Genomic DNA, 18,848 nt, shown 5'->3' with positions numbered 1-18,848 from the left:
CGCGCGGACCGCCCCCGCATCAGCCGATCGGCCGACCCTCCCGTCCTCCATCATGCACGCGGTGACGAGCCGGTACGCCGACGGTAGCGGGCCGTGACCGGCACCAGGATCGAAGGCAGACGGGTCGACCGACCCGGGAACCGCAGGAACCCACCGCAGCCAGGAGCTACGACCATGAAGAAGATGTCGATCCGCGCCCGTGTCGTCGCCGGTACCGTCGCCGCCGTCGCGATCAGCGCGGGTACGTTCGGCGCGGTGTCCGCGAACGCCTCCGCCCCCGCCGCCGAGTCCCGCGCCGCGGTCAAGGCCGACACCCACAACCGCAACCTCCAGCAGACCACCCATCTGACGATCGACGCCGCGACGAAGGCCGCCCAGGCCACGCTGGACGCCGCCGAGCGCGCCGGGCAGCGGGTCACCGTCGCCGTCGTCGACCGCAACGGCAACACCGTCGTCACGCTCCGCGGCGACGGCGCGGGCCCGCAGTCCTACGAGTCGGCGCAGAAGAAGGCGTTCACCGCCGTCTCCTGGAACGCCCCCACCTCCGAGCTGGTCAAGCGCCTGGAGAGCACTCCCAACCTGAAGGACATCCCCGGCACCCTCTTCCTCGGCGGCGGCGCGCCGGTCCAGGCGAAGGGCGCCCCCATCGCGGGCATCGGCGTCGCGGGCGCCCCGAGCGGCGCCCAGGACGAGGAGTTCGCCAAGGCGGGCGTCGCGGCCCTGGGCCGCTGACCCCGCACCCCGGCTGCGGGGGCGGGCCGGCCTCCGGCCCGCCCCGCAGTGGCCCCCCGCCTCCAATGTTGGTGATGTGTTTTTCTTCGTGCATAGCCAATAAGGGATGCGGGGTGAGCATCATGGCGGTGACCCGGATCGACATCGACGACGAAGTCCTGGCGCGCGTGATGGTCCTGGCGAAGGTCAGGACCAAGAAGGAAGCGGTCAATCTGGCCCTGGCCTTCTACGCCGAGCAGCAGGAGCGCGCGGCCCGTCTCAGCCTGCACTTCGAGCGGGCCGGGGAGTGGGGCGCGGTGGAGGACGCCGAGCGGCTCCACGAGGCGGAGAAGCGCGGCTGGTGATCTACCTTCTCGACACCTCCGGCTTGGTCCGCCTTCTCTGCCGCCCGGCTCCGGACAACTACCGGGAGCAGCTCCTAGGATCGGCCCATGCCCCGGTCACCCCGGTACCCACCCGCCGAACCGGCACCGTCCGCAGTGCCCGTGTCGCCTGCCGAACCGGCCCTTCCCGCCCCGCGTGGCCTGTCACGCTCCCTGGTGGCCTGCGCCCTCGCGGGCGCGCTGCTCCTCAGCGGCTGTACCGGCGGCCGGGACGGTGACGGCGGCGCCGGGGCCGCCGGGGTCGGGGACGCGCTGTTTCCGCGGCTCGGCAACGGCGGCTACGACGTACGGCACTACACCCTCACCCTCGACTACGAGCCCGCCGCCGGGCGGCTCTCCGGGACCGCGGAGATCCTCGCCCGTGCCGGGCAGGACCTGAGCGCCTTCAATCTCGACCTGCACGGGCTCGACGTCGCCGAGGTGACCGTGGACGGGAAGCGGGCCGTGGCCGAGCGGAGCGGGGACGAGCTGACCGTCCGGCCGCCCGCCGGGATCCGCCGGGACGCTCTCTTCCGTACCGCCGTCCGCTACTCCGGCTCACCGCGTACCGTCACCGACGCCGACGGCTCGGAGGAGGGCTGGCTGCGCAACCCCGGCGGGGCGCTCGCCCTGGGGGAACCCGCGGGCTCGGCCGCCTGGTTCCCGGGCAACCACCACCCCTCCGACAAGGCCACCTACGAGCTCGCGATCACCGTCCCCCGGGGGCTGACCGCCGTATCCAACGGCGAGCTCGCCCGGCGGAGCGCCGGCGCCCGCGGCGCCACGACCTTCGTCTGGCGGTCGGCCGAGCCGATGGCCTCCTATCTGGCGACCGTCGCGATCGGGCCGTACGAACTGCGCAGCTCCCGTACCCCCGGCGGGCTGCCCGTCGTCTCCGCCGCCGATCCGGCCGTCGCGGGCGCCACCCGGGGCGTCACCGACCGGATCCCCGAACTCCTGAGCTGGGCGGCGGGCCGGTTCGGCCCGTACCCCTTCTCCTCCGCCGGGGCGATCGCCGTACGGGACGGGGACGCGGGCTACGCCCTGGAGACCCAGAGCCGCCCGGTGGTGCCTGCCGGGATGTACGACGTGCCGACGCTCGTCCATGAGCTGGCCCACCAGTGGTACGGCAACTCGGTCTCCCCGGCGGCCTGGCGGGACATGTGGCTCAACGAGGGCTTCGCCACCTATGCGGAGTGGCTGTGGGCGGAGGACCGGGAGAAGGTCCCGGCGCAGCGGCCCTTCCTGGCGGCGTACGCCGATGACGCCAACTGGGCCTTCCCGCCCGCCGATCCGCCGTCCCCGGCGCGGATCTCGGACCCGCCGGTGTACGGGCGGGGCGCGATGGTGCTCCACAAGGTCCGGCAGGCGGCCGGCGACCGGGCGTTCTTCGCGCTGCTGCGCGGCTGGCCCGAGGCGCACCGGCACGGCAATGCCTCGACCGCCGAATTCACCGCCTACGCGGAGCAGGTGTCGGGCCGGGACCTGAGCGCGGTGTGGGACGTCTGGCTGTACGGAGACGGCCGCCCGGCCCGGCCCTGACGAGGGGCCGGACCGGGCGGCCCGGGTCCGGTCGGGTCAGAGGTTGACGCCGAAGTCGCGGGCGATGCCCTCCAGGCCCGCGGCATAGCCCTGGCCCACCGCGCGGAACTTCCACTCCGCGCCGTTGCGGTACAGCTCGCCGAAGACCATGGCGGTCTCGACGGCGGCGTCCTCGCTCAGGTCGTAGCGGGCTATCTCGGCGCCGCCCGCCTGGTTCACGATCCGGATGTACGCGTTGCGCACCTGGCCGAAGTTCTGGCTGCGGGTGACGGCGTCGTAGATGGAGACCGGGAAGACGATCTTGTCGACGTCGAGGGGCAGGCCCGCGAGGTTGACGTTGATCTGCTCGTCGTCGCCGCCGCCCTCGCCGGTCCGGTTGTCGCCGGTGTGGACGATGGTCTGGTCCGGCGTGGCGCGGTTGTTGAAGAAGACGAAGTGCGCGTCGGACGCGACCTTGCCCGCGGCGTTGACCCCGATCGCGGAGGCGTCGAGGTCGAAGTCCGTGCCGGTGGTCGTACGGACGTCCCAGCCGAGGCCGACGGTGACCGCGGTCAGGCCGGGCGCCTCCTTGGTGAGCGAGACGTTGCCGCCCTTGGTCAGGCTTACTGCCATTGGGACATCCCCTTTGTTTCGCGTCGTTGCCGAGTCTCCGGTCCGGACCACCCGGTCCGGACCGTTATGGACGAGAGCCTCGTGCCCGAAGCTACCCCCAACCCCCATAACGCCGGGAGAGCGGTGACGGGTTCCACAACCGCTTGCCGTGTTTCCTGCGGTGCTCCTGGGGTGTTTCCTGCGGCGCTCTCGCCGGGCAGCGGGCCGGTTCCGTGGACCGGGGCGGAAACCGGGGTGACGGGGACGGCCCGTCCGGGGGACCATGGGGGCATGTCCGGGCCCTATGTCATCCGCGGTTCGGTCTCCCTGCCGGAGGCCGAGCTGATGTGGCGTTTCTCCAGGTCGTCGGGGCCGGGCGGACAACACGTCAACACCAGCGACTCCCAGGTCGAGCTGCGCTTCGACCTGGCGGCCACGGACGCGCTGCCGCAGGTCTGGAAGGACCGGGCGCTGGAGCGGCTGGCGGGGCGGCTGACCGGCGGGGTGATCGCCGTCCGCGCCTCGGAGCACCGCTCGCAGTGGCGCAACCGCGAGACGGCCGCCGTCCGGCTGGCATCGCTGCTGGCGGAGGCGACCGCCCCGCCGCCGAAGGCGCGCCGGGCCACCCGTATTCCGCGGGGCATCAACGAGCGGCGGCTGCGGGAGAAGAAGCAGCGCGCGGAGACCAAGCGCGGCCGCACGGGCCGGGACTGGTCCTGATGCCTGATGCCTGACGTCCGGTATCCGGAGCCCGGCGCCCGGCATCCCGTGCCCCGTGCCCGGCCGGGTGGCACCTCGGCCCGTCAGCCCAGCTGCCGGTAACGGCCCCGGAAGTACAGCAGCGGGCCGCCCTCCGCGCTCGGCAGGCCCGCCTCCAGGACCCGGCCGATCACCAGGGTGTGGTCCCCGGCGACGACCCGCTGCTCGGTCCGGCACTCCAGGGTCGCCAGGGCGCCGCCGACCAGCGGGGCGCCGCTGACCGTGCCGCGGCGGTACGGGATGTCCTCGAAGAGCAGCCGGTCGCTGAGCCGGCCCTTCATGGCGAACCGGCCCGCGATATGGCGCTGGCTCTCGGCGAGCACCGAGACGGCCCAGTGGGGCTGTTCGGCGAGCAGGTCGTCCATCCGGGAGCCGTTGCGCAGGCTCACCATCACCAGCGGCGGGTCCAGTGATACCGACATGAACGCGGTGGCCGTCATTCCGGCGTCCTCGCCGTGCGGCCCGGCGTCCTCGTCGAACGCGGTCACCAGGACCACGCCCGCGGCCAGTTTCGACAGGGCGGCGCGGAACTCGTCGTTGCTCACCCCCTCAGCATGCGGGACACCGGGGTCGTGGACAGGCCCGGCAGCGGACCCGGGGGCGGGAGCCGCGGCAGCCGCGGGATTTGTCTGCAACACACACGGAACGCTAACCGGCCACCGCGGCGGCCGCATCGGGCCCCGGGCGCTGCCTTGGTCCTAGGACCAAGGTCCCGCCGCAGCTCAGGCTCGGATCATGGGCCCCGGGTGTCCCGTGCGGCCCGCTCGCCCCAGCCGTACTCCGGCCTGATCCGGACCCCGTCCAGTCCGGAAGCGCCCCCGGAAGCGACCCCGGGCGCCACCGGCGGCCAGGCCTCCGGACCGGCTCCGCACCGGCTCCGCACCGGCTCCGCACCGCCCGTACGCCCTGGTTCGCGCGCCCCCGCCGCGCCCCCGGGCACGCTCCCGTACCCCCTGATCACCCTCCGTACTGTTGGCTGATTTGCGTTCTGAAAACGCTGGTAAGGGCCAAAAGCACATCCCCGCACAAGCCGGATACTCTCAACCGACAATGTGACTTGAGTCACAGAGGGCGGTATTTGTTGACCCTGTGTACCGAGTGGACAGCTCGCTGTGATTCAGTGGCCGGGAAACCGCGCTCCGGACCGGGCGCGGACGACCGTACGAGGACCGCTGTACGAAGGCCGAAGAGATACCTGGAGTCTGCTGTCGAGGTCTCGGGGAGAGCGAGCATGGAGACCGAGTCGGAGCCCTACGTCCGCCTTGCGACCTTGCGGCAGTTGCACAAGGTGGTGGCCGACCTCAACGGAGCCGGCAGCCTTGCCGACACGCTCCAGAACGTCGCCGACGGCGTCGTGTCCGGCCTCAACTACGAACTCGCCTGCGTCAACCTCGTCCGCTCCGACGGTGACCTCGTCGTCGCCGCCTTCGCGGGCAGCGCGGCCGCCGAGGCCCTCATCACGGGCCGGGTGGGCCCCCGGGCCTCCTGGGAGCGCCGGCTGTCCATGGGGGAGGCCTGGGGCGAGCTGAGGTTCATCCCGCACACCGAGGGCTGGGTGCTCATCGAGGACGACGTGCCGCAGTGGCACACCGAGGGCCCCGAACCGCGCTTCGAGGACGAGTGGCACCCCCGCGACCGCCTCTACGCGCCGATGTACGGCTCCGGCGGCGGGCGCGAACTGCTCGGCGTGATCTCCGTCGACCGCCCCCGCAACGGCCGCCGCCCCGGACCCTGGGGCCAGGAGGCCCTCCAGATGTACGCGTCGCAGGCGGCCATCGCGATCAGCAACGCCCGGCTCCGAGCAAACATGCAAAGGGCGCTGGTGCGGCTGGAGCGCGAACAGCAGGCGCTGCGCTCCAGCGAGGAGTCGTTCCGCCAGGCCTTCGAGTACGCGCCCAGCGGGATGGCCATCGCCGAGATGGGCGGCGACCAGCACGGCCGGCTGCTCCGTACCAACGACGCGCTCTGCCGGCTCCTCGGCCGCCCCGCCTCGGTGCTCCGCCGCTACTCCTTCGCGGACCTGGTCCACCCCGAGGACGTCGGCACGCTGCTGCGCACCTCCGCCGAGGGCGGCCGGGCCGAGATACGCCTGGGGCGGCGCGACGCCTCGTACGTCTGGGTCTCCCTCCGCAACTCCGTCGTCGCCGACACCGCCGACGGCCCGCGCTTCCTCCTCACCCATGTCGAGGACATCGAGGACCGCAAGCGCCATGAGATCGCCCTTGCCCACCGCGCCTCCCACGACGCCCTCACCGGCCTGCCGAACAGCGCCGAGCTGCGCTCCCGGCTGAGCGCCAAGCTCTGCGAGCGGCCGGGGACGGTCCGGGTCCCGTCGGCCGGGCCCGTACCGCAGGGCCCGGGCCCCGGCCCGTACGACTACGAGTTCGACGGCTCCTACGAATACGAGTACGACTACGAAGCCGACACCGAGTCGATCTTCAACCCCGAGGGCTACTCCTTCGGCCACTCCGGCAACCCCTACGACCACCATGTGCACGTCGTGGCCCCGGAGAGCGACGACGACGGCACCAAGGGGCTCGCGGTCCTCTTCTGCGATCTCGACGGCTTCAAGTCGATCAACGACCGGTTCGGACACCAGGCGGGCGACGAGGTGCTCATCGAGGTCGCCCGCCGGCTCACCACCGGTGTCCGCGAAGGGGACACCGTGGCCCGGCTCGGCGGTGACGAATTCGTGGTCCTCGCGGACGGCCTCGGTGTCGCGGACGCCGCCGACCTCGCCGTACGCCTGCGGAACGCGATCGTCCTGCCGATCAGGGCGGGCGGCCGGGCGGTCCGGGTCGGCGCCAGCTTCGGCATCGGCTGGGCAAGCTGCGGAATGACCGTCGACGAGGTGCTGACCTCGGCCGACGAGCGGATGTACGTCGAGAAGCGGTCCCGCTCCAAGGTGCACCGGCGTGCGGGCTGACCTGCGCCGGGACCTCAGCCGGGACCTCAGCCGGGATCAGGATCGGGACCGGGACCGGCGGCGGGCCGGGCGGTGGACCCGGCGGCGGTCCGGCGGCACGGTCCCGCGGCGCGGCGCGGCGCGGTGCGGGGGCGGACAGGGCGGACGGCAGGGGCGCATCCCGTGCTTCCCGTACGCCACTTGTGCCGCACTCTGTATCACTCCTGTGCCCAACCCCTCATTGACCCGGTATCCAACAGCCGTACGCTCTGAGGGAGAAGCGGGGGCAGGGGCGCCCGGCCGGGGCGCAGTCCCATCCGTACGATCACGGTCAACACCGACGGATCGGTTCATTCGAACCGGGTAGGCTCGCCCGCGTCGGCGTACTGCCGGCGACATGGTGAGGAGTGACAGGGATGACGGCCGCGAACAACGGCGGAGGCGCGCCGAACGGCAGCACGCCCGAGGACGACGACCCGTTCGGCTACCTGTACGAGGACGGACAGGCAGCGGGCGCGACCCGGCCCGGCGGTGGCCAGGGGCGCGGCGGCTACGGCTACCCGGGACCGGCTCAGCCGGGTGTCCCGAGAACGTCGTACAACCAGGTGCGCGCGGTCGGGGAGCGTCAGTACGGCCACCACCAGGGCGCCCCGCACCAGGGCCAGCAGCAGTACGCCCAGCCCTACGCCCAGCCGAACCCGCAGTACGCGGCGCCGGAGACCTACCCGGGCGGCGGCGGCCCCGGCTACCACGGCGGCGGCCCCGACACCGTCGCCTCGGGCTCCGGCCGCGGCGGCGGCCGGGGGCGCGGCCCCAACACCCGAGGACTGCTGATCGGCGCCATTGCGGTGGTCGCGGTCGTGGTGGTGGGCATCACCGTCGCCATCATCACCAACGAGAACGACAAAAAGGTCAACACGAACAACGCGCAGAAGGACGGCACCGCGGGCCCGAGCCCCTCGGCGGACCAGCCGGACGACAAGGCGACCGAGCCCAAGGAGGGCGAGGACGACGACGACTCCGGCAAGCTCCCGAAGCAGGACGCCGTCACCCTGAAGCTGGGCGGCGCGGCCGAGTCCGGCACCGGGATCAAGGGCGCGGAGGGCACCGGCGGTGCCTATGTCACCAACTTCAACCAGGTCGGTGCCTCGGTGACCTGGAAGGCGGAGATCAAGAACGCGGGGACGTACAAGCTGTACATCCGCTACACGATCCCCATGAAGAACGCCGAGGCCACCCTCTCGATCAACGGGAAGCCGAACTCCAACGCCATCCGGCTGCACAACTTCCGCAACTCGACGGATCCGGCGCTGGAGAACAACTGGCAGACGACCTGGACGCAGATGAACCTGCAGAAGGGCATGAACGAAATCAAGATCTCCTGCGAGACCGGCAACCTGTGCGATGTGACGCTGGACTGGCTGGAAGTCCGGCAGAGCTGATTTCCGGGCTCGGTTCGCCTCCGGGGCGCTGAAGTCGAGTTCTTCAGGCGATCGTGCTCGATCGCTCGTTCCTCGCGAACTCCGCGCGTTCGCCTTCCAGAACTCGACGCGCCCCTTCGGCTCACTCGCCTCAGGTCCCTCAGGGAGGCCGCCGGAAGGTCACACCCCCGGCAGCAGCCCCAGGAAGTCCGCCACCGTCCCGGCCATCGCATCGCGGGCCGGGGCGAGGTGTTTCCGGGGGTCGACGGTGCCGGGGCGGGCCGCCAGGGACTCCCGTACCGCCGCCGTGAACGCCGTGTTCAGCGCCGTACCGACGTTGATCTTGACCATGCCGGCGGCGATCGCGGCCCGGATCTCGTCGTCCGGGACCCCCGACGAGCCGTGCAGCACCAGCGGCACCGGGACCGCCTCGCGCAGCCGCCGGATCAGCCCGTGGTCCAGCGCCGCGGTGCGCTCGGTCATCGCGTGCGAGGAGCCGACCGCCACCGCCAGCGCGTCCACCCCGGTCTTCGCGACATACGCGGTGGCCTCGTCCGGATCGGTCCGTACGCCGGGGGTGTGGGCGTCCAGCGCGGGCTCGCCGTCCTTGCCGCCGACCCGGCCCAGCTCGGCCTCCACCCAGATCCCGTGCCGGTGCCCGTAGGCGGCCATCTTGGCGGTGACGGCCACGTTCTCGTCGTACGGCAGCACCGACGCGTCGAACATCACCGAGCCGAAGCCCTCGCCGGGCGCGGCCTCCAGCAGCTCCGGGGTGACCACATGGTCGAGATGGAGCCCGAGCGGGGCGGCGGAGGCACGGGCGACGGCGGCGGTCGCGGCGGCGATGGGGGAGAGCCGGCCGCCGTGGAACCGTACGGCGTTCTCGGAGATCTGGAGGATCGCGGGGCGGCCCGCGCGTTCGGCGCCCTCGGCGACGGCCTCGGCGTGCTCCAGCGTGATCACATTGAACGCGGCGACCGCGGTCCCGGCCCCGAAGGCCGCCCCGACGAGTTCCCGCGTATGGACGATCGGCATGAATCCCCCTGAGCTTCTCTGTGCAGGTGGTGCGCTAGTGCTCCGTACGTTCGGTGACGGAGACGTCGGGGAGGATCCGCTCGTACGCGCCCCGGTCGAACTCGCCCGCCGCCGGTGCCAGCACGGTCGCCGCGGACAGGGCGACGGCGCGGGCCAGCCGCTGGGGCCACGACAGGCCCTCGGCCGCCCCCGCGAGCAGCGCGGCGACCACGGAGTCGCCGGCGCCGGTGGGATTGCCGCGGACCGGTACGGGCGGGGCGGCCTGCCAGAGGCCCTCGGGGGTGGCGGCGAGCAGCCCGGCGGGCCCGAAGGAGGCGGCCACCGCACGGGCGCCGCGGCGGCGGGCCCCGAGGACGGCGCGTACCGGGTCGAGGGCGCCCGTCAGCCGGGCGAGTTCGTCGGCGTTGGGTTTGACGAGATCGGGGCGGGCAGCGATACCGCGGCGCAGGGGTTCGCCGTCGCTGTCCAGCAGGACGGGGACGGCGGCGGCCCGGGCCCGGCGGACCAGCTCGGCATAGGCGCCGACATGGATGCCGGGCGGCAGGCTGCCGCAGAGCGCGACCGCGCGGGCGTCCTTGAGCAGGGCGTCGTACGCGTCGAGGAAGCGGGCCCACTCGGCGGGGGAGACGGCCGGTCCGGGCTCGTTGAACTGGGTGGTGTCGCCGGTGGCGGAGTCCACGACGGCGATCGTCCGGCGGGTGGCGCCGTCGACGGGCACCAGGGCGTCGTGCGGTGCGAGCGGGGCGAGCAGCTCGCGCAGGACCGTTCCGGCGGGCCCGCCGGCGAAGCCGGTGACGACGGTCTCGTGTCCGAGGGCGGCCAGTACGCGGGCGACGTTGACGCCCTTGCCGCCGGGGCGCTCACGTACCTCGGAGACGCGGTGCGTGGTGTGCGGGGCGAGGGCGGGGACGCGGTAGGTGATGTCGAGGGCGGCGTTGAGGGTGACGGTCAGCATCACCATCGCGGCACCACCCCTTCGGCCTCGGTCGTCGTCCGGGTACGGTCCTGATCATGCCAAAAGGTGGGCGGTTGGCCCAGCCCCCGGACCAACCGCCTTGCTCTGTTCGGGCCGGAATACTCCCTGTTCGGACCCGGTTCGTACGCCCGGTCCCGCCCTGGTTCCGGCCCGGCCGGGCGTTGCTTCCGGCCCCCGTTCCGGCCGGCCGCCGGTGCGCCTGCGGGTGGCCGGACCTGCCTTCGGCTACTTCGACTGCTTCGACTACTTCGGCTCGATGATCCACTCGCCGTGGCGCATCACGCCCTTGAGCGTGAACTCGGCGTCCAGGACCACCAGGTCCGCGTACTTCCCCGGCTCCAGCGACCCGATCCGGTCGTACAGCCCCAGCAGCTTCGCCGGGTTCGCCGAGATGGCCTGGACGATGTCCTCGACGGGCAGCAGGTCCACGGTCGCGGCCCGCCGGAAGGCGGTGTCCAGGGTGAGGGTCGAACCGGCGATGCTGCCGCCGTCGACGAGCCGGGCGACACCGTCGATGACATCGACCGCGAGGGAGCCGAGCTGGTAGGTGCCGTCACCGAAGCCCGCCGCGTCCATCGCGTCGGTGATGAACGCCACCCGGCCCGCGCCCGCGCGGTGGAAGGCCAGCTCCAGGGCCGCGGGGTGGAGATGCGTACCGTCGTTGATCAGCTCGACGGTGATCCGCTCGTCCTCCAGCAGCGCCGCGATCGGGCCGGGGGCGCGGTGGCCCAGCGGCGGCATGGCGTTGAAGAGGTGGGTGGCCACGGTGGCGCCCGCGTCGATGGCCTCGACTGTCTGCTCGTACGTGGCGTCGGTGTGGCCGATCGCGGCGATCACACCGTGGTCGGCGAGCAGCCGTACGGAGTCCAGGCCGCCGGGCAGTTCGGTGGCGAGGGTCATCATCTTCGCCGTACCGCGGGCGGCGTCGATGAGCTTGCGGACCTCGGCCGGGTCGGGGTCGCGCAGCAGGTCCTCGTTGTGGGCGCCCTTGCGGCAGGGCGAGATGAACGGGCCTTCGAAGTGGACGCCCGCGAGGTCGCCCTGCTCCACGAGATCGGCCAGCTCGGCGGCGCGCCGGGCGAGGAACCCGGTGTCGCCGGTGACGAGGGAGGCGATGACGGTGGTGGTGCCGTGCTCACGGTGGGTGCGGACCCCGGTGAGCACCTCGTCGGCGGTGCCGCCGACGAAGGACGCGCCCCCGCCGCCGTGGTTGTGGATGTCGACGAAGCCGGGGACGATCCAGTGCCCGGTGAGATCGTGGACGGGTACGCCGGCGGGCGCCGGGCCCGCCCCGGCCGAGGTGATCTTCGTGCCCTCGACGGTGACGGTCCCGTTCTGGACGGTCCCCGTCGGCAGGACGACCCGGGCTCCGGTGAGGATCGTGCTGTCGGCGCGAGCGGCGCCCGCTGCGCTGTGGGCGAGTGCGGCGCGTGCGGCCATTAGGCGGTTACCTCCGAGTCGGTGGCGATCAGATCCCAGGCGAGCAGCCCGGCACCCAGGCACGCTGCGGTGTCCCCGAGGGCGGCCGGGACGATGGCGGGCAGCTTCTGGAACGTGACGCGCTCCTCGACGGCCGCCCGCAGCGGTGTGAACAACGTTTCCCCGGCCTCGGCGAGCCCGCCACCGATGATCAGGGTGCGAGGGTCCAGCAGGGTGAGCGCGGTGACGAGACCCGCGGCGAGGGCGTCCACCGCGTCCTGCCAGACGGCGGTCGCCCGCGGGTCGCCGGACTCGACGGCCTTGGCGCAGTCGGCGGCGTCGGCGTACCGGTCGCCGCTGGCCTCCGCCCAGGCACGTGTCACCGCGGAGGCGGAGGCGAGGGTCTCCAGACACCCGCGCTGACCGCATCCGCAGTCGGGTCCGTCGGGGCGGACCACGACATGTCCGATCTCGCCCGCGTAGCCGTGGGCGCCGGCCTCGATGGTGCCGCCGATGCCGATGGCGCCCGCGATGCCGGTGCCGAGCGGGATGAAGAGGAACCGGTCGATGCCGCGCCCGGCACCGATCCGTCCCTCGGCGAACCCGCCGGTGCGGACATCGTGGCCGAGGGCGACCGGGATGCCGCGCAGTCTGCGGCTGAGCAGGTCGCGCATGGGCACGTCACGCCAGCCGAGGTTGGCGGCATAGACCGCCACCCCGCGCGCGGAGTCGACGATTCCGGGTACCGCGACCCCGGCGGACAGGGCGCTCTGGCCGAACTGGGCCACCCCGTAGTCCAGGAGCTCCTCCGCGAAGTCGAGGATCGACTGAACGACGGCATCGGCTCCGCGCTCGCGCCCCGTCGCCCGCCGGTCCTCGTAAAGGAGCGTGCCGTCCACCCCGACGAGGGCGGCTTTCATGCCGGTGCCGCCCACATCGAGGGCGATGACGTGTCTCACGCCCACAGTTTGGCGGGTTACCCGGGGACAGGTCTAGTCCACTACACCTAATTGTTGCGCAGTCATACAAATTAGAGGGGGGTGGTTGGCCGGGATATATACCGCTACGCCGGGGCGATTCGCCTCCCCGCTCTTCGATGAGAGTGCACCCCGCACCCTCCGGATCCGGCCAGTGGCCGAAGAGATCCAGCAAGCGCTTTCCCCCTCCGGGGCGGCGGGCGGGGACGGCTCCCCGGGGCCGGGGGACCCGACCGGGCACGGCATCCCGGGGCCCGGCCCTGACCGGGGCGCGCGGCACCCCGGGGGGTGGGCGGGCCCGCCGGGGCCTCCGGTCCGGGGGCGCCCGGGTACCGGGCAGTGCGGGCCCAGCGCGGGTTGCTCTCGGGTGGCCCGGCGGCCCGGGGCAGGCCCATCCCCACCCACCCCGCCCGGACCGGCCCGGGGCAGGTCCGTCCCCACCCACCCCGCCCGGAACAGGGTGGCCCGCGCTCTCCCCTTCCTGCTTCGATGCGGGTATGCGTCTGAAGCCGAGCCTCCCCAGGGGCTACGAGATATCCGACTCCCCCGACCGCCTGGACCGCGCCCTGGTCCACGAGTGGCTCGCCACGGACAGCTACTGGGCCTCCGCCCGGCCCCGCGAGGTGCACGACGCGGCCGTCGACGGCTCGCTGAACTTCGGGGTGTACGAGGAGGAGACCGGCGCCCAGGTCGCCTATGCCCGCGTGGTGACCGACCGGGCCACCTTCGCCTGGCTGTGCGACGTCTACGTCGACCCGTCCCTGCGCGGCCGGGGCGTGGGCGCCGCGATGATCGCCGCGATCCGCGACGAGGTCGCCGCCCTGGGCGTCTACCGGATCATGCTGGCCACGGCGGACGCGCACGCGTTCTACGCCAAGGCGGGCTTCGGGCCGCTGGAGGACACCGGGAAGTGGATGATCCTGGGGCGGTCGTGAACCGTCACCTCGTGGCGACGGCGAGCAGATGCGATGCCGCGGCCAGCAGCTCGGGATGCGGATCGGCCAGCCGGGCGGCCTCCAGTGCGGCCAGGAACAGGGGGCTGTCGGGCGGCAGCGGGGTGCCGGTGTGCTGCTCGGCGGCCTTCAGGGCCGCCCAGGCCGGGCCCTCCACCCCGTACACGCCGACCGTCCCGAGCCCGGCTGCCGCCAGCTCTTCCGCCAGCCCGGCCGCGGTGTGGAAGTACGCCGAGGTGAAACCCTTCCTGCCGGGCGCGTGGACGCCGGTGGTCAAGATGTCCGCGACCGCGTCCCGTACGCGCTCCCTGGTGCCGAGCCAGGTGGTGGCGGTGTGCTCGAACAGCGACGCGTAACGCCCGATGGCCGCGGCGATCACGAGCCCGCCGGGCCGGACCACTCTCCGGGCCTCGGCCAGCGCCCGTAGCCGTTCGTCCCGCCGGAGCAGGTGGTAGAGCGGGCCCAGGAGGAGTACGACGTCGTAGCTCGCGTCGCCCGCGGTCAGTGCGCGGGCATCACCGAGTTCGGCGGTGGCACCGGTCCTCCGGGCCTGCTCAATGTGGCGGGGCACGGGATCCACCAAATGAACGGTGTACCCGTCGCCCACCAGCCACGCGGCATGAGCGCCTGGCCCACCGCCGACATCGAGCACCCGGGCCGGGGGACCGGGCAGGTGGCCGTGGAGGAGTTCCCGGGTGCGGACCATCTCCAGGACGCCGTCGGCCGTCGCGGTGAGACGTACGGATTCGTCGATGGTCTCGCTGTAGAAGGCGAGGATCTCCGGCGCGATGACCGGTGTGGAGCCAGTCGGTGCGGTCATGAGGGAAGTCTGGCGGCCGGTCGGAGGTGATCGCCGGATCCGGAGCGTCCCATCACCCTTAAGCCTGAACGCCGTCCGGGAAGGTCATACGTGCCCCGCTCCGGGACCTCCGGGACCTCCGGGACCTCCGGGACCTCCGGGACCTCCGGCACCGGAGCCGGTCCCGTGCAGGGCGAGCACCAGTACGTCGTGCGGCGCGGCCCCGTCCCACGGATGTGCTTCGCCCACCTTCCGGTACCCCCATGAGGCGTATGCGGCCTGCGCGGGGGCGGCGTCCGGGCGGGCGTTGAGCAGGGCGCGTTGTTCCGGGGCATCCCGGAGTACGGCTTCGTGCAGTCGCCGCGCGACCCCGAGTCGCCGCCACGGTGCGCGGACGGCCAGCTCGATGAGGCCGAAGGTGCGGCTGCCGTCCTCATACCGGAGGGCGGGCGGGACGGGCGTGGTCAGCCGCCCCCACCAGCCGGTTTCGGGACCGAGGGGGTATCCGTAGGCGATTCCGACGGGTTCCCCGTCCCCGGTCCGGGCGAGGGCTGCCCGGAAGGTGGACTTCCGGACCTGTGAGCGGAACCGGCGGGCATGTGCCTCGACCTCGGCCGCTGTCTTCCGGTACGGGGGCTCCGCGAAAGCCTCCCCGTAGACCAGGGTGAAGGACGCCTCCTCCCGCGCCGCTCCCGTTCCGTCGAGAGGCTCGACCACGATCCCGGTCATGCGGCGGTTGCCTCCTTGATACGGTCGGCGACTTCCCCGGCCGAGTGGTGGCCGGACTTCCGGGCGGCGGTTCCGAAGGACCGGAGCCGCGCCGAAAGCCGGGTGGACGCGACGGAGCCGCAGTTGTCGAGGACCCCGGACACCTCGTGACACGCCTCGTCGACCTCACCGCTGTCCAGCAGTGTCCGGGCCAGCCGGGTGCGATACCAGGCGGTGTTCCGCAGATAGCCCCCTCCGAGACCGGACACGGCGGCCTTGAGGAACGGGATAGCCCGTTGCGGGCTGCCCTCGGCCGCGTAGTAGGAGGCGGTGGCGTAGTCGACCTCGACCGGGCCGGCGAACCGTGCCCAGTGCGGCACATCGTCATCCGCGCCGGCCCGTGCGAGGAACGACACGCTGCGGTGCAGGGCCCGCCGCGCGCCCGCGAGATCTCCGGACGAGGTGGCCGCGCTGGACTCGCGCAGCGAGATCACGAGGTGGACGGTCGGCCCGGCCCCGGCGTGGCGGGCGAGTTCATAGGCGTTCTCCACCGCGGAGACCGCTTCCCAGCTCCGGCCGGTGTCGGCGGCCAGCAGTGCCATGGTGTTCAGCGCCCGGACCTGGAGCAGCGGGTTTCCGACGAGCTGCGCGGCGGCCAGGGCCTCCAGGCAGGCGGTACGTGCCGGAGCGGCCTGCGAAGGGCCCCCGTCGTATCCGAACCAAGCCCGATGGCAGGCCACTTCGCAGAGAAGCGTCTGAAGGTCCCGGCCGACGCGGGCCGTATAGACGTCCTTGTTCAGGATCTCCGTGATGTGCGCTTCCAGTTGTCCGGCCCGGGCCTGGGCGGGAATGCCTCCTGCCGAATGGTCCACGGTGTAAAGCGTCCCCAGACGGCGGCGCAGGGCTGATACCGCCTCGGTCCCGACGCGGGAACCCCGCTGCTCCGGGAGGACCGCGGCAGCCACGACCGCACCGGTACCCGATACGAACGTACGGCGTTTCACTTCTCCATCGTCACCGATGGAGTCGTGAACCGTCGTCCTGCGCGGCGGCACGTCGAAACCCATCTCGGACAGCGGACGCCCGAACAGCACTTCGAGAACCCTTTGCTGGGCAGGGTGCGGGAGCGGCGGCGGCCTGTCCCGCTCCCAGCGCCGCACCTGCCGCACGTTCACAGCCGCCTTGATGCCGAGCCGGGACGCTTCGGCGTGCAGGGCCTCCACCAGGCCTGCCTGGGTGTAGCCCGCGGCCCTGCGCAGTCCGGCGAAGGCGTCGGATTCGCTCTGCTGCATGCCCATTCCCGTCTGACGAGGACCGGTACGAATTCACCGTAGGCGGCAGGTCCGGATGTTCGTGGAAAAGTCCGCCGAAAGGTCCGCCCGGAGGACCCGCCCGCGTGCCGGATCGGCGCTGAACTGTTCCGGTAAGCGAAGCCGAGGGCTGAGGGGAACTCCGTGGCCGAGGCACTTCCGGAGCGGGACACGGTCCCGGACATGCTCGCCATCACCATGGGCCGCTCGACGGATCCCGGTCACCCGCTGGGCATACGGGATCGTCTGAGCGTCCGGTACGCGCGGCGGACGGGCCGGAGAACGGCGCTCGGGTGGGGCCTGGCGGAGGCGTACGGCGACACCCTGGAGCTGTTGATCGGCGAACTCGTCGCCAATGCCTTCGAGCACGGGAGAGGGAACGTCACCCTCCGCTTGCGCCGGGAGGCCCGTCATGTACGGGTCGATGTCACGGACGGCCTCGCCAAGGCCCGGCTCACCACATCCGCGGACGGAGCGCTGGCCGAGAGCGGCCGAGGACTGTTCCTGGTCGATTCGCTGGCGGAGTCGTGGGGCGTCACGCCCGACGGCTTCGGAGTCTGGTGTCTGGTCGCCGTCGCCGGGCCAGGGGACACGCGCCACGATGCCCTTCACATCCGGGAGTTGAACCATGACCGATGAACCCCGTACCGACCCCTGTATCCGCTGCGGACACCCCGTCGAGGCGACCGAAGAGACCGAGGTCTTTGACGGCTTCTCCGCGTCCGGGGCGCGCCCGTCCCTGTACGCGCACCCCGACTGCGGGCCCGCGAAGAGTCCCGCGCCCGTGAAGCGCCGCTGACTCCGGATGACTCCGGAGAGCCTGCTCGCCGACGGGCCGCCCCCGTGTCTGAGCGCCCGGTGCTGTGTCTGCGGCCGGGAGACCACCGCGCCCGTGGAGGTCCGGCATATCCCGCCCGCGACCACGCTCTACGTCTGCCCCCGCCACGCCACCGCGCTCACGCCGGGGCCCGTCGCCGACGAAGAGCGTGCGCTCCGGGCGCTGGGGGCGGGGGTGTGCACCCGGTCGGGGGGTGAGGGCCGGAAAGCGCCCTGACGGGGGCGGCGCCCAGGTCACAGACTGCGGACACGGACGGACAACGGCGAGCGGAAGGCGGCAGGGCATGGGGAAGCACGGAGACGGCAAGGGCGGGGCCGAAGGCGATCAGCAGCAGCCGCCGAGGGAGGCCGACGGGCAGTGGGACCGGCCGATTCCTCCCGCGGACGACGAGGAGTGAGGTGAGCACACCCGGACGACTGGTCGAGATCCTGACCGGCAAGGGAGCGATTCCCCCCGGCTGGGAGGAGACCGTCGCGGCCGTCCGGCGGGAGCTGTTCCTGCCGGACCGCTTCGAGACCGGCGGCCGGACCGTCGACCGCCGGAGTGAGCCGGAGCGCTGGCTGCGCTGCGTCTACGGCGACTTGGCGCTGATCACCCAGGTCGACGACGGGCGTGACGCTCCCGCGGGGGCGTACCGGCTGCCCACCTCTTCCAGCTCGATGCCGTCGGTCATGCTGGAGATGCTCGCGCTGCTCCGGGTGGCGGCAGGGCACCGGGTGCTGGAGGCCGGGGCGGGGACCGGGTACAACGCGGCCTGGCTGGCGCACCGGCTCGGGGGCGGGAGCGTCGTCTCCGTCGATATCGACCCGGTACTGGCCGGGCAGGCCGCCGGGAACGCCGCCGCGGCCGGCACGAGCCCGCGGATCGTCTGCGGCGACGCGGACCTGGGGTGGCCGCCGGACGCCCCGTACGACCGGCTCATCGCCACCTACACCGTGCCCCGGATCCCGTACGCGTGGATCGAGCAGACCCCCGGCGGCCGGATCGTCGCGCCCTGGGGCGGCAGCTTCTTCCATGCGAGCTTCGCCGTGCTGGACGTAGCGGACGGCGTCGGGCGCGGCCGGTTCCACGGCCGCCCGTCGTTCATGCGGACCCGCAACGGCCGTCCGTACCGCGGTCGCCTCCGGGACTTCCTCCACCACACCACCGACGCCGACCCGGCCCGTACGGCCCTGGACCCGCACCGCCTGCTGCGGGACACGGACGCGCTGTTCGCCGTCGGACTGGCGCTGCCGCGCGCCTGGTACCACCTCGTCCGGGCCGACGACGGCAGCGGTGAGACGACCCTCTGGATCCTCGCCGACGACCGCGCTTCCTGGGCATCCGTCGACCATGCGCCCGGCAGGCGGGATTACCCGGTGGAGCAGTACGGCCCCGAGCGGCTCTGGGACACGGCCGAAGCGGCCTTCCGGGAGTGGGAACGGTGGGGCCGCCCGGGGCGCGACCGGTTCGGGATCACCGTCGCGGCGGACGGCGAGCGGGTGTGGCTGGACAGCGAGGAGAGGGTGGTGCGTTGATGCC

Annotated in this window: 20 protein-coding genes; 11 read left to right on the top strand and 9 right to left on the bottom strand. The window is 72.7% G+C overall.

What is annotated here, in order from left to right; all coding sequences use genetic code 11:
• Positions 1–174 precede the first annotated feature (174 nt).
• The 3 genes from ACWDR0_RS06355 (at position 175) to ACWDR0_RS06345 (ending at position 2,636) form a co-directional block, all read left to right on the top strand.
• Complete coding sequence (locus ACWDR0_RS06355) at positions 175–732, top strand: GlcG/HbpS family heme-binding protein (RefSeq protein WP_456350476.1); 558 nt, start codon at positions 175–177, stop codon at positions 730–732.
• Positions 733–854: 122 nt separating this feature from the next.
• Complete coding sequence (locus ACWDR0_RS06350) at positions 855–1,076, top strand: type II toxin-antitoxin system VapB family antitoxin (protein WP_456350525.1); 222 nt, start codon at positions 855–857, stop codon at positions 1,074–1,076.
• Between the two features lie 87 nt (positions 1,077–1,163).
• Complete coding sequence (locus tag ACWDR0_RS06345; RefSeq protein ID WP_456350475.1) at positions 1,164–2,636, top strand: M1 family metallopeptidase; 1,473 nt, start codon at positions 1,164–1,166, stop codon at positions 2,634–2,636.
• A gap of 36 nt (positions 2,637–2,672) precedes the next feature.
• Here ACWDR0_RS06345 and ACWDR0_RS06340 read toward each other — a convergent pair whose 3' ends face one another.
• Positions 2,673–3,248: a TerD family protein gene (locus tag ACWDR0_RS06340; RefSeq protein ID WP_456350474.1), complete on the bottom strand. Its 576-nt coding sequence runs from the start codon at positions 3,246–3,248 to the stop codon at positions 2,673–2,675.
• Positions 3,249–3,518: 270 nt separating this feature from the next.
• Between ACWDR0_RS06340 and arfB the strand changes: the two genes are divergently transcribed.
• Positions 3,519–3,947: an alternative ribosome rescue aminoacyl-tRNA hydrolase ArfB gene (gene arfB, locus ACWDR0_RS06335; RefSeq protein ID WP_456350473.1), complete on the top strand. Its 429-nt coding sequence runs from the start codon at positions 3,519–3,521 to the stop codon at positions 3,945–3,947.
• 83 nt (positions 3,948–4,030) lie between these two features.
• Here arfB and ACWDR0_RS06330 read toward each other — a convergent pair whose 3' ends face one another.
• A complete protein-coding gene (locus ACWDR0_RS06330) occupies positions 4,031–4,660 on the bottom strand; it encodes a flavin reductase family protein (protein ID WP_456350472.1) in 630 nt (209 codons plus the stop codon).
• Between the two features lie 557 nt (positions 4,661–5,217).
• On the opposite strand from ACWDR0_RS06330, the gene cdgB reads away from it, so the two are divergent.
• The gene (cdgB, locus tag ACWDR0_RS06325) at positions 5,218–6,912 is read left to right on the top strand and encodes a diguanylate cyclase CdgB (RefSeq protein ID WP_456350471.1); all 1,695 of its coding nucleotides are present in this window, start codon (positions 5,218–5,220) and stop codon (positions 6,910–6,912) included.
• Positions 6,913–7,307: 395 nt separating this feature from the next.
• The gene (locus ACWDR0_RS06320; protein ID WP_456350470.1) at positions 7,308–8,333 is read left to right on the top strand and encodes a CBM35 domain-containing protein; all 1,026 of its coding nucleotides are present in this window, start codon (positions 7,308–7,310) and stop codon (positions 8,331–8,333) included.
• Positions 8,334–8,492: 159 nt separating this feature from the next.
• Here ACWDR0_RS06320 and ACWDR0_RS06315 read toward each other — a convergent pair whose 3' ends face one another.
• From ACWDR0_RS06315 to ACWDR0_RS06300, 4 genes are all read right to left on the bottom strand, one after another.
• A complete protein-coding gene (locus ACWDR0_RS06315) occupies positions 8,493–9,347 on the bottom strand; it encodes a class II fructose-bisphosphate aldolase (protein ID WP_456350469.1) in 855 nt (284 codons plus the stop codon).
• A gap of 34 nt (positions 9,348–9,381) precedes the next feature.
• A complete protein-coding gene (locus tag ACWDR0_RS06310) occupies positions 9,382–10,305 on the bottom strand; it encodes a 1-phosphofructokinase family hexose kinase (protein WP_456350524.1) in 924 nt (307 codons plus the stop codon).
• A gap of 261 nt (positions 10,306–10,566) precedes the next feature.
• Positions 10,567–11,763, bottom strand: coding sequence for an N-acetylglucosamine-6-phosphate deacetylase (nagA, locus tag ACWDR0_RS06305; protein ID WP_456350468.1), 1,197 nt, complete (start codon positions 11,761–11,763; stop codon positions 10,567–10,569).
• Positions 11,763–12,701: an ROK family protein gene (locus ACWDR0_RS06300; protein ID WP_456350467.1), complete on the bottom strand. Its 939-nt coding sequence runs from the start codon at positions 12,699–12,701 to the stop codon at positions 11,763–11,765. The genes nagA and ACWDR0_RS06300 overlap by 1 nt, the downstream gene beginning before the upstream one ends.
• 515 nt (positions 12,702–13,216) lie before the next feature.
• Here ACWDR0_RS06300 and ACWDR0_RS06295 point away from each other — a divergent pair.
• Positions 13,217–13,654: a GNAT family N-acetyltransferase gene (locus tag ACWDR0_RS06295; protein ID WP_456350466.1), complete on the top strand. Its 438-nt coding sequence runs from the start codon at positions 13,217–13,219 to the stop codon at positions 13,652–13,654.
• Between the two features lie 4 nt (positions 13,655–13,658).
• Here the strand turns inward: ACWDR0_RS06295 and ACWDR0_RS06290 are convergent, their stop codons facing one another.
• The 3 genes from ACWDR0_RS06290 to ACWDR0_RS06280 form a co-directional block, all read right to left on the bottom strand.
• Positions 13,659–14,492: a class I SAM-dependent methyltransferase gene (locus ACWDR0_RS06290; RefSeq protein ID WP_456350465.1), complete on the bottom strand. Its 834-nt coding sequence runs from the start codon at positions 14,490–14,492 to the stop codon at positions 13,659–13,661.
• An 84-nt stretch (positions 14,493–14,576) separates the two neighbouring features.
• A complete protein-coding gene (locus ACWDR0_RS06285; RefSeq protein WP_456350464.1) occupies positions 14,577–15,200 on the bottom strand; it encodes a GNAT family N-acetyltransferase in 624 nt (207 codons plus the stop codon).
• Positions 15,197–16,471, bottom strand: coding sequence for a hypothetical protein (locus tag ACWDR0_RS06280; protein WP_456350463.1), 1,275 nt, complete (start codon positions 16,469–16,471; stop codon positions 15,197–15,199). The genes ACWDR0_RS06285 and ACWDR0_RS06280 overlap by 4 nt, the downstream gene beginning before the upstream one ends.
• Before the next feature lie 162 nt (positions 16,472–16,633).
• On the opposite strand from ACWDR0_RS06280, the gene ACWDR0_RS06275 reads away from it, so the two are divergent.
• The 4 genes from ACWDR0_RS06275 (at position 16,634) to ACWDR0_RS06260 (ending at position 18,844) form a co-directional block, all read left to right on the top strand.
• On the top strand, positions 16,634–17,128 hold the full coding sequence (locus ACWDR0_RS06275) for an ATP-binding protein (protein WP_456350462.1): 495 nt from the start codon (positions 16,634–16,636) through the stop codon (positions 17,126–17,128).
• A complete protein-coding gene (locus ACWDR0_RS06270) occupies positions 17,118–17,288 on the top strand; it encodes a hypothetical protein (protein WP_456350461.1) in 171 nt (56 codons plus the stop codon). Before ACWDR0_RS06275 ends, ACWDR0_RS06270 begins: the two co-directional genes overlap by 11 nt.
• A gap of 6 nt (positions 17,289–17,294) precedes the next feature.
• Positions 17,295–17,543 (top strand): hypothetical protein, encoded by a 249-nt coding sequence (locus ACWDR0_RS06265; RefSeq protein ID WP_456350460.1) that lies wholly within the window; start codon positions 17,295–17,297, stop codon positions 17,541–17,543.
• 182 nt (positions 17,544–17,725) lie between these two features.
• Positions 17,726–18,844 carry a methyltransferase domain-containing protein gene (locus ACWDR0_RS06260; RefSeq protein WP_456350459.1) on the top strand — a complete coding sequence of 373 codons (1,119 nt, stop codon included), beginning with the start codon at positions 17,726–17,728 and terminating at the stop codon, positions 18,842–18,844.
• Positions 18,845–18,848 lie beyond the last annotated feature (4 nt).

Source organism: Streptomyces sp. NPDC003691 (assembly GCF_053981115.1).
This window is presented reverse-complemented; position numbering and strand designations above follow the sequence as displayed.

Excerpts from the sequence above, each read along its gene's own strand:
- ACWDR0_RS06355 (WP_456350476.1), top strand. The coding sequence starts at position 175 with ATGAAGAAGATGTCGATCCGCGCCCGTGTCGTCGCCGGTACCGTCGCC.
- ACWDR0_RS06350 (WP_456350525.1), top strand. The coding sequence starts at position 855 with ATGGCGGTGACCCGGATCGACATCGACGACGAAGTCCTGGCGCGCGTG.
- ACWDR0_RS06345 (WP_456350475.1), top strand. The coding sequence starts at position 1,164 with ATGCCCCGGTCACCCCGGTACCCACCCGCCGAACCGGCACCGTCCGCA.
- ACWDR0_RS06340 (WP_456350474.1), bottom strand. The coding sequence starts at position 3,248 with ATGGCAGTAAGCCTGACCAAGGGCGGCAACGTCTCGCTCACCAAGGAG.
- arfB (WP_456350473.1), top strand. The coding sequence starts at position 3,519 with ATGTCCGGGCCCTATGTCATCCGCGGTTCGGTCTCCCTGCCGGAGGCC.
- ACWDR0_RS06330 (WP_456350472.1), bottom strand. The coding sequence starts at position 4,660 with ATGCGGCCGCCGCGGTGGCCGGTTAGCGTTCCGTGTGTGTTGCAGACA.
- cdgB (WP_456350471.1), top strand. The coding sequence starts at position 5,218 with ATGGAGACCGAGTCGGAGCCCTACGTCCGCCTTGCGACCTTGCGGCAG.
- ACWDR0_RS06320 (WP_456350470.1), top strand. The coding sequence starts at position 7,308 with ATGACGGCCGCGAACAACGGCGGAGGCGCGCCGAACGGCAGCACGCCC.
- ACWDR0_RS06315 (WP_456350469.1), bottom strand. The coding sequence starts at position 9,347 with ATGCCGATCGTCCATACGCGGGAACTCGTCGGGGCGGCCTTCGGGGCC.
- nagA (WP_456350468.1), bottom strand. The coding sequence starts at position 11,763 with ATGGCCGCACGCGCCGCACTCGCCCACAGCGCAGCGGGCGCCGCTCGC.
- ACWDR0_RS06295 (WP_456350466.1), top strand. The coding sequence starts at position 13,217 with ATGCGTCTGAAGCCGAGCCTCCCCAGGGGCTACGAGATATCCGACTCC.
- ACWDR0_RS06290 (WP_456350465.1), bottom strand. The coding sequence starts at position 14,492 with ATGACCGCACCGACTGGCTCCACACCGGTCATCGCGCCGGAGATCCTC.
- ACWDR0_RS06285 (WP_456350464.1), bottom strand. The coding sequence starts at position 15,200 with ATGACCGGGATCGTGGTCGAGCCTCTCGACGGAACGGGAGCGGCGCGG.
- ACWDR0_RS06280 (WP_456350463.1), bottom strand. The coding sequence starts at position 16,471 with ATGCAGCAGAGCGAATCCGACGCCTTCGCCGGACTGCGCAGGGCCGCG.
- ACWDR0_RS06270 (WP_456350461.1), top strand. The coding sequence starts at position 17,118 with ATGACCGATGAACCCCGTACCGACCCCTGTATCCGCTGCGGACACCCC.
- ACWDR0_RS06265 (WP_456350460.1), top strand. The coding sequence starts at position 17,295 with ATGACTCCGGAGAGCCTGCTCGCCGACGGGCCGCCCCCGTGTCTGAGC.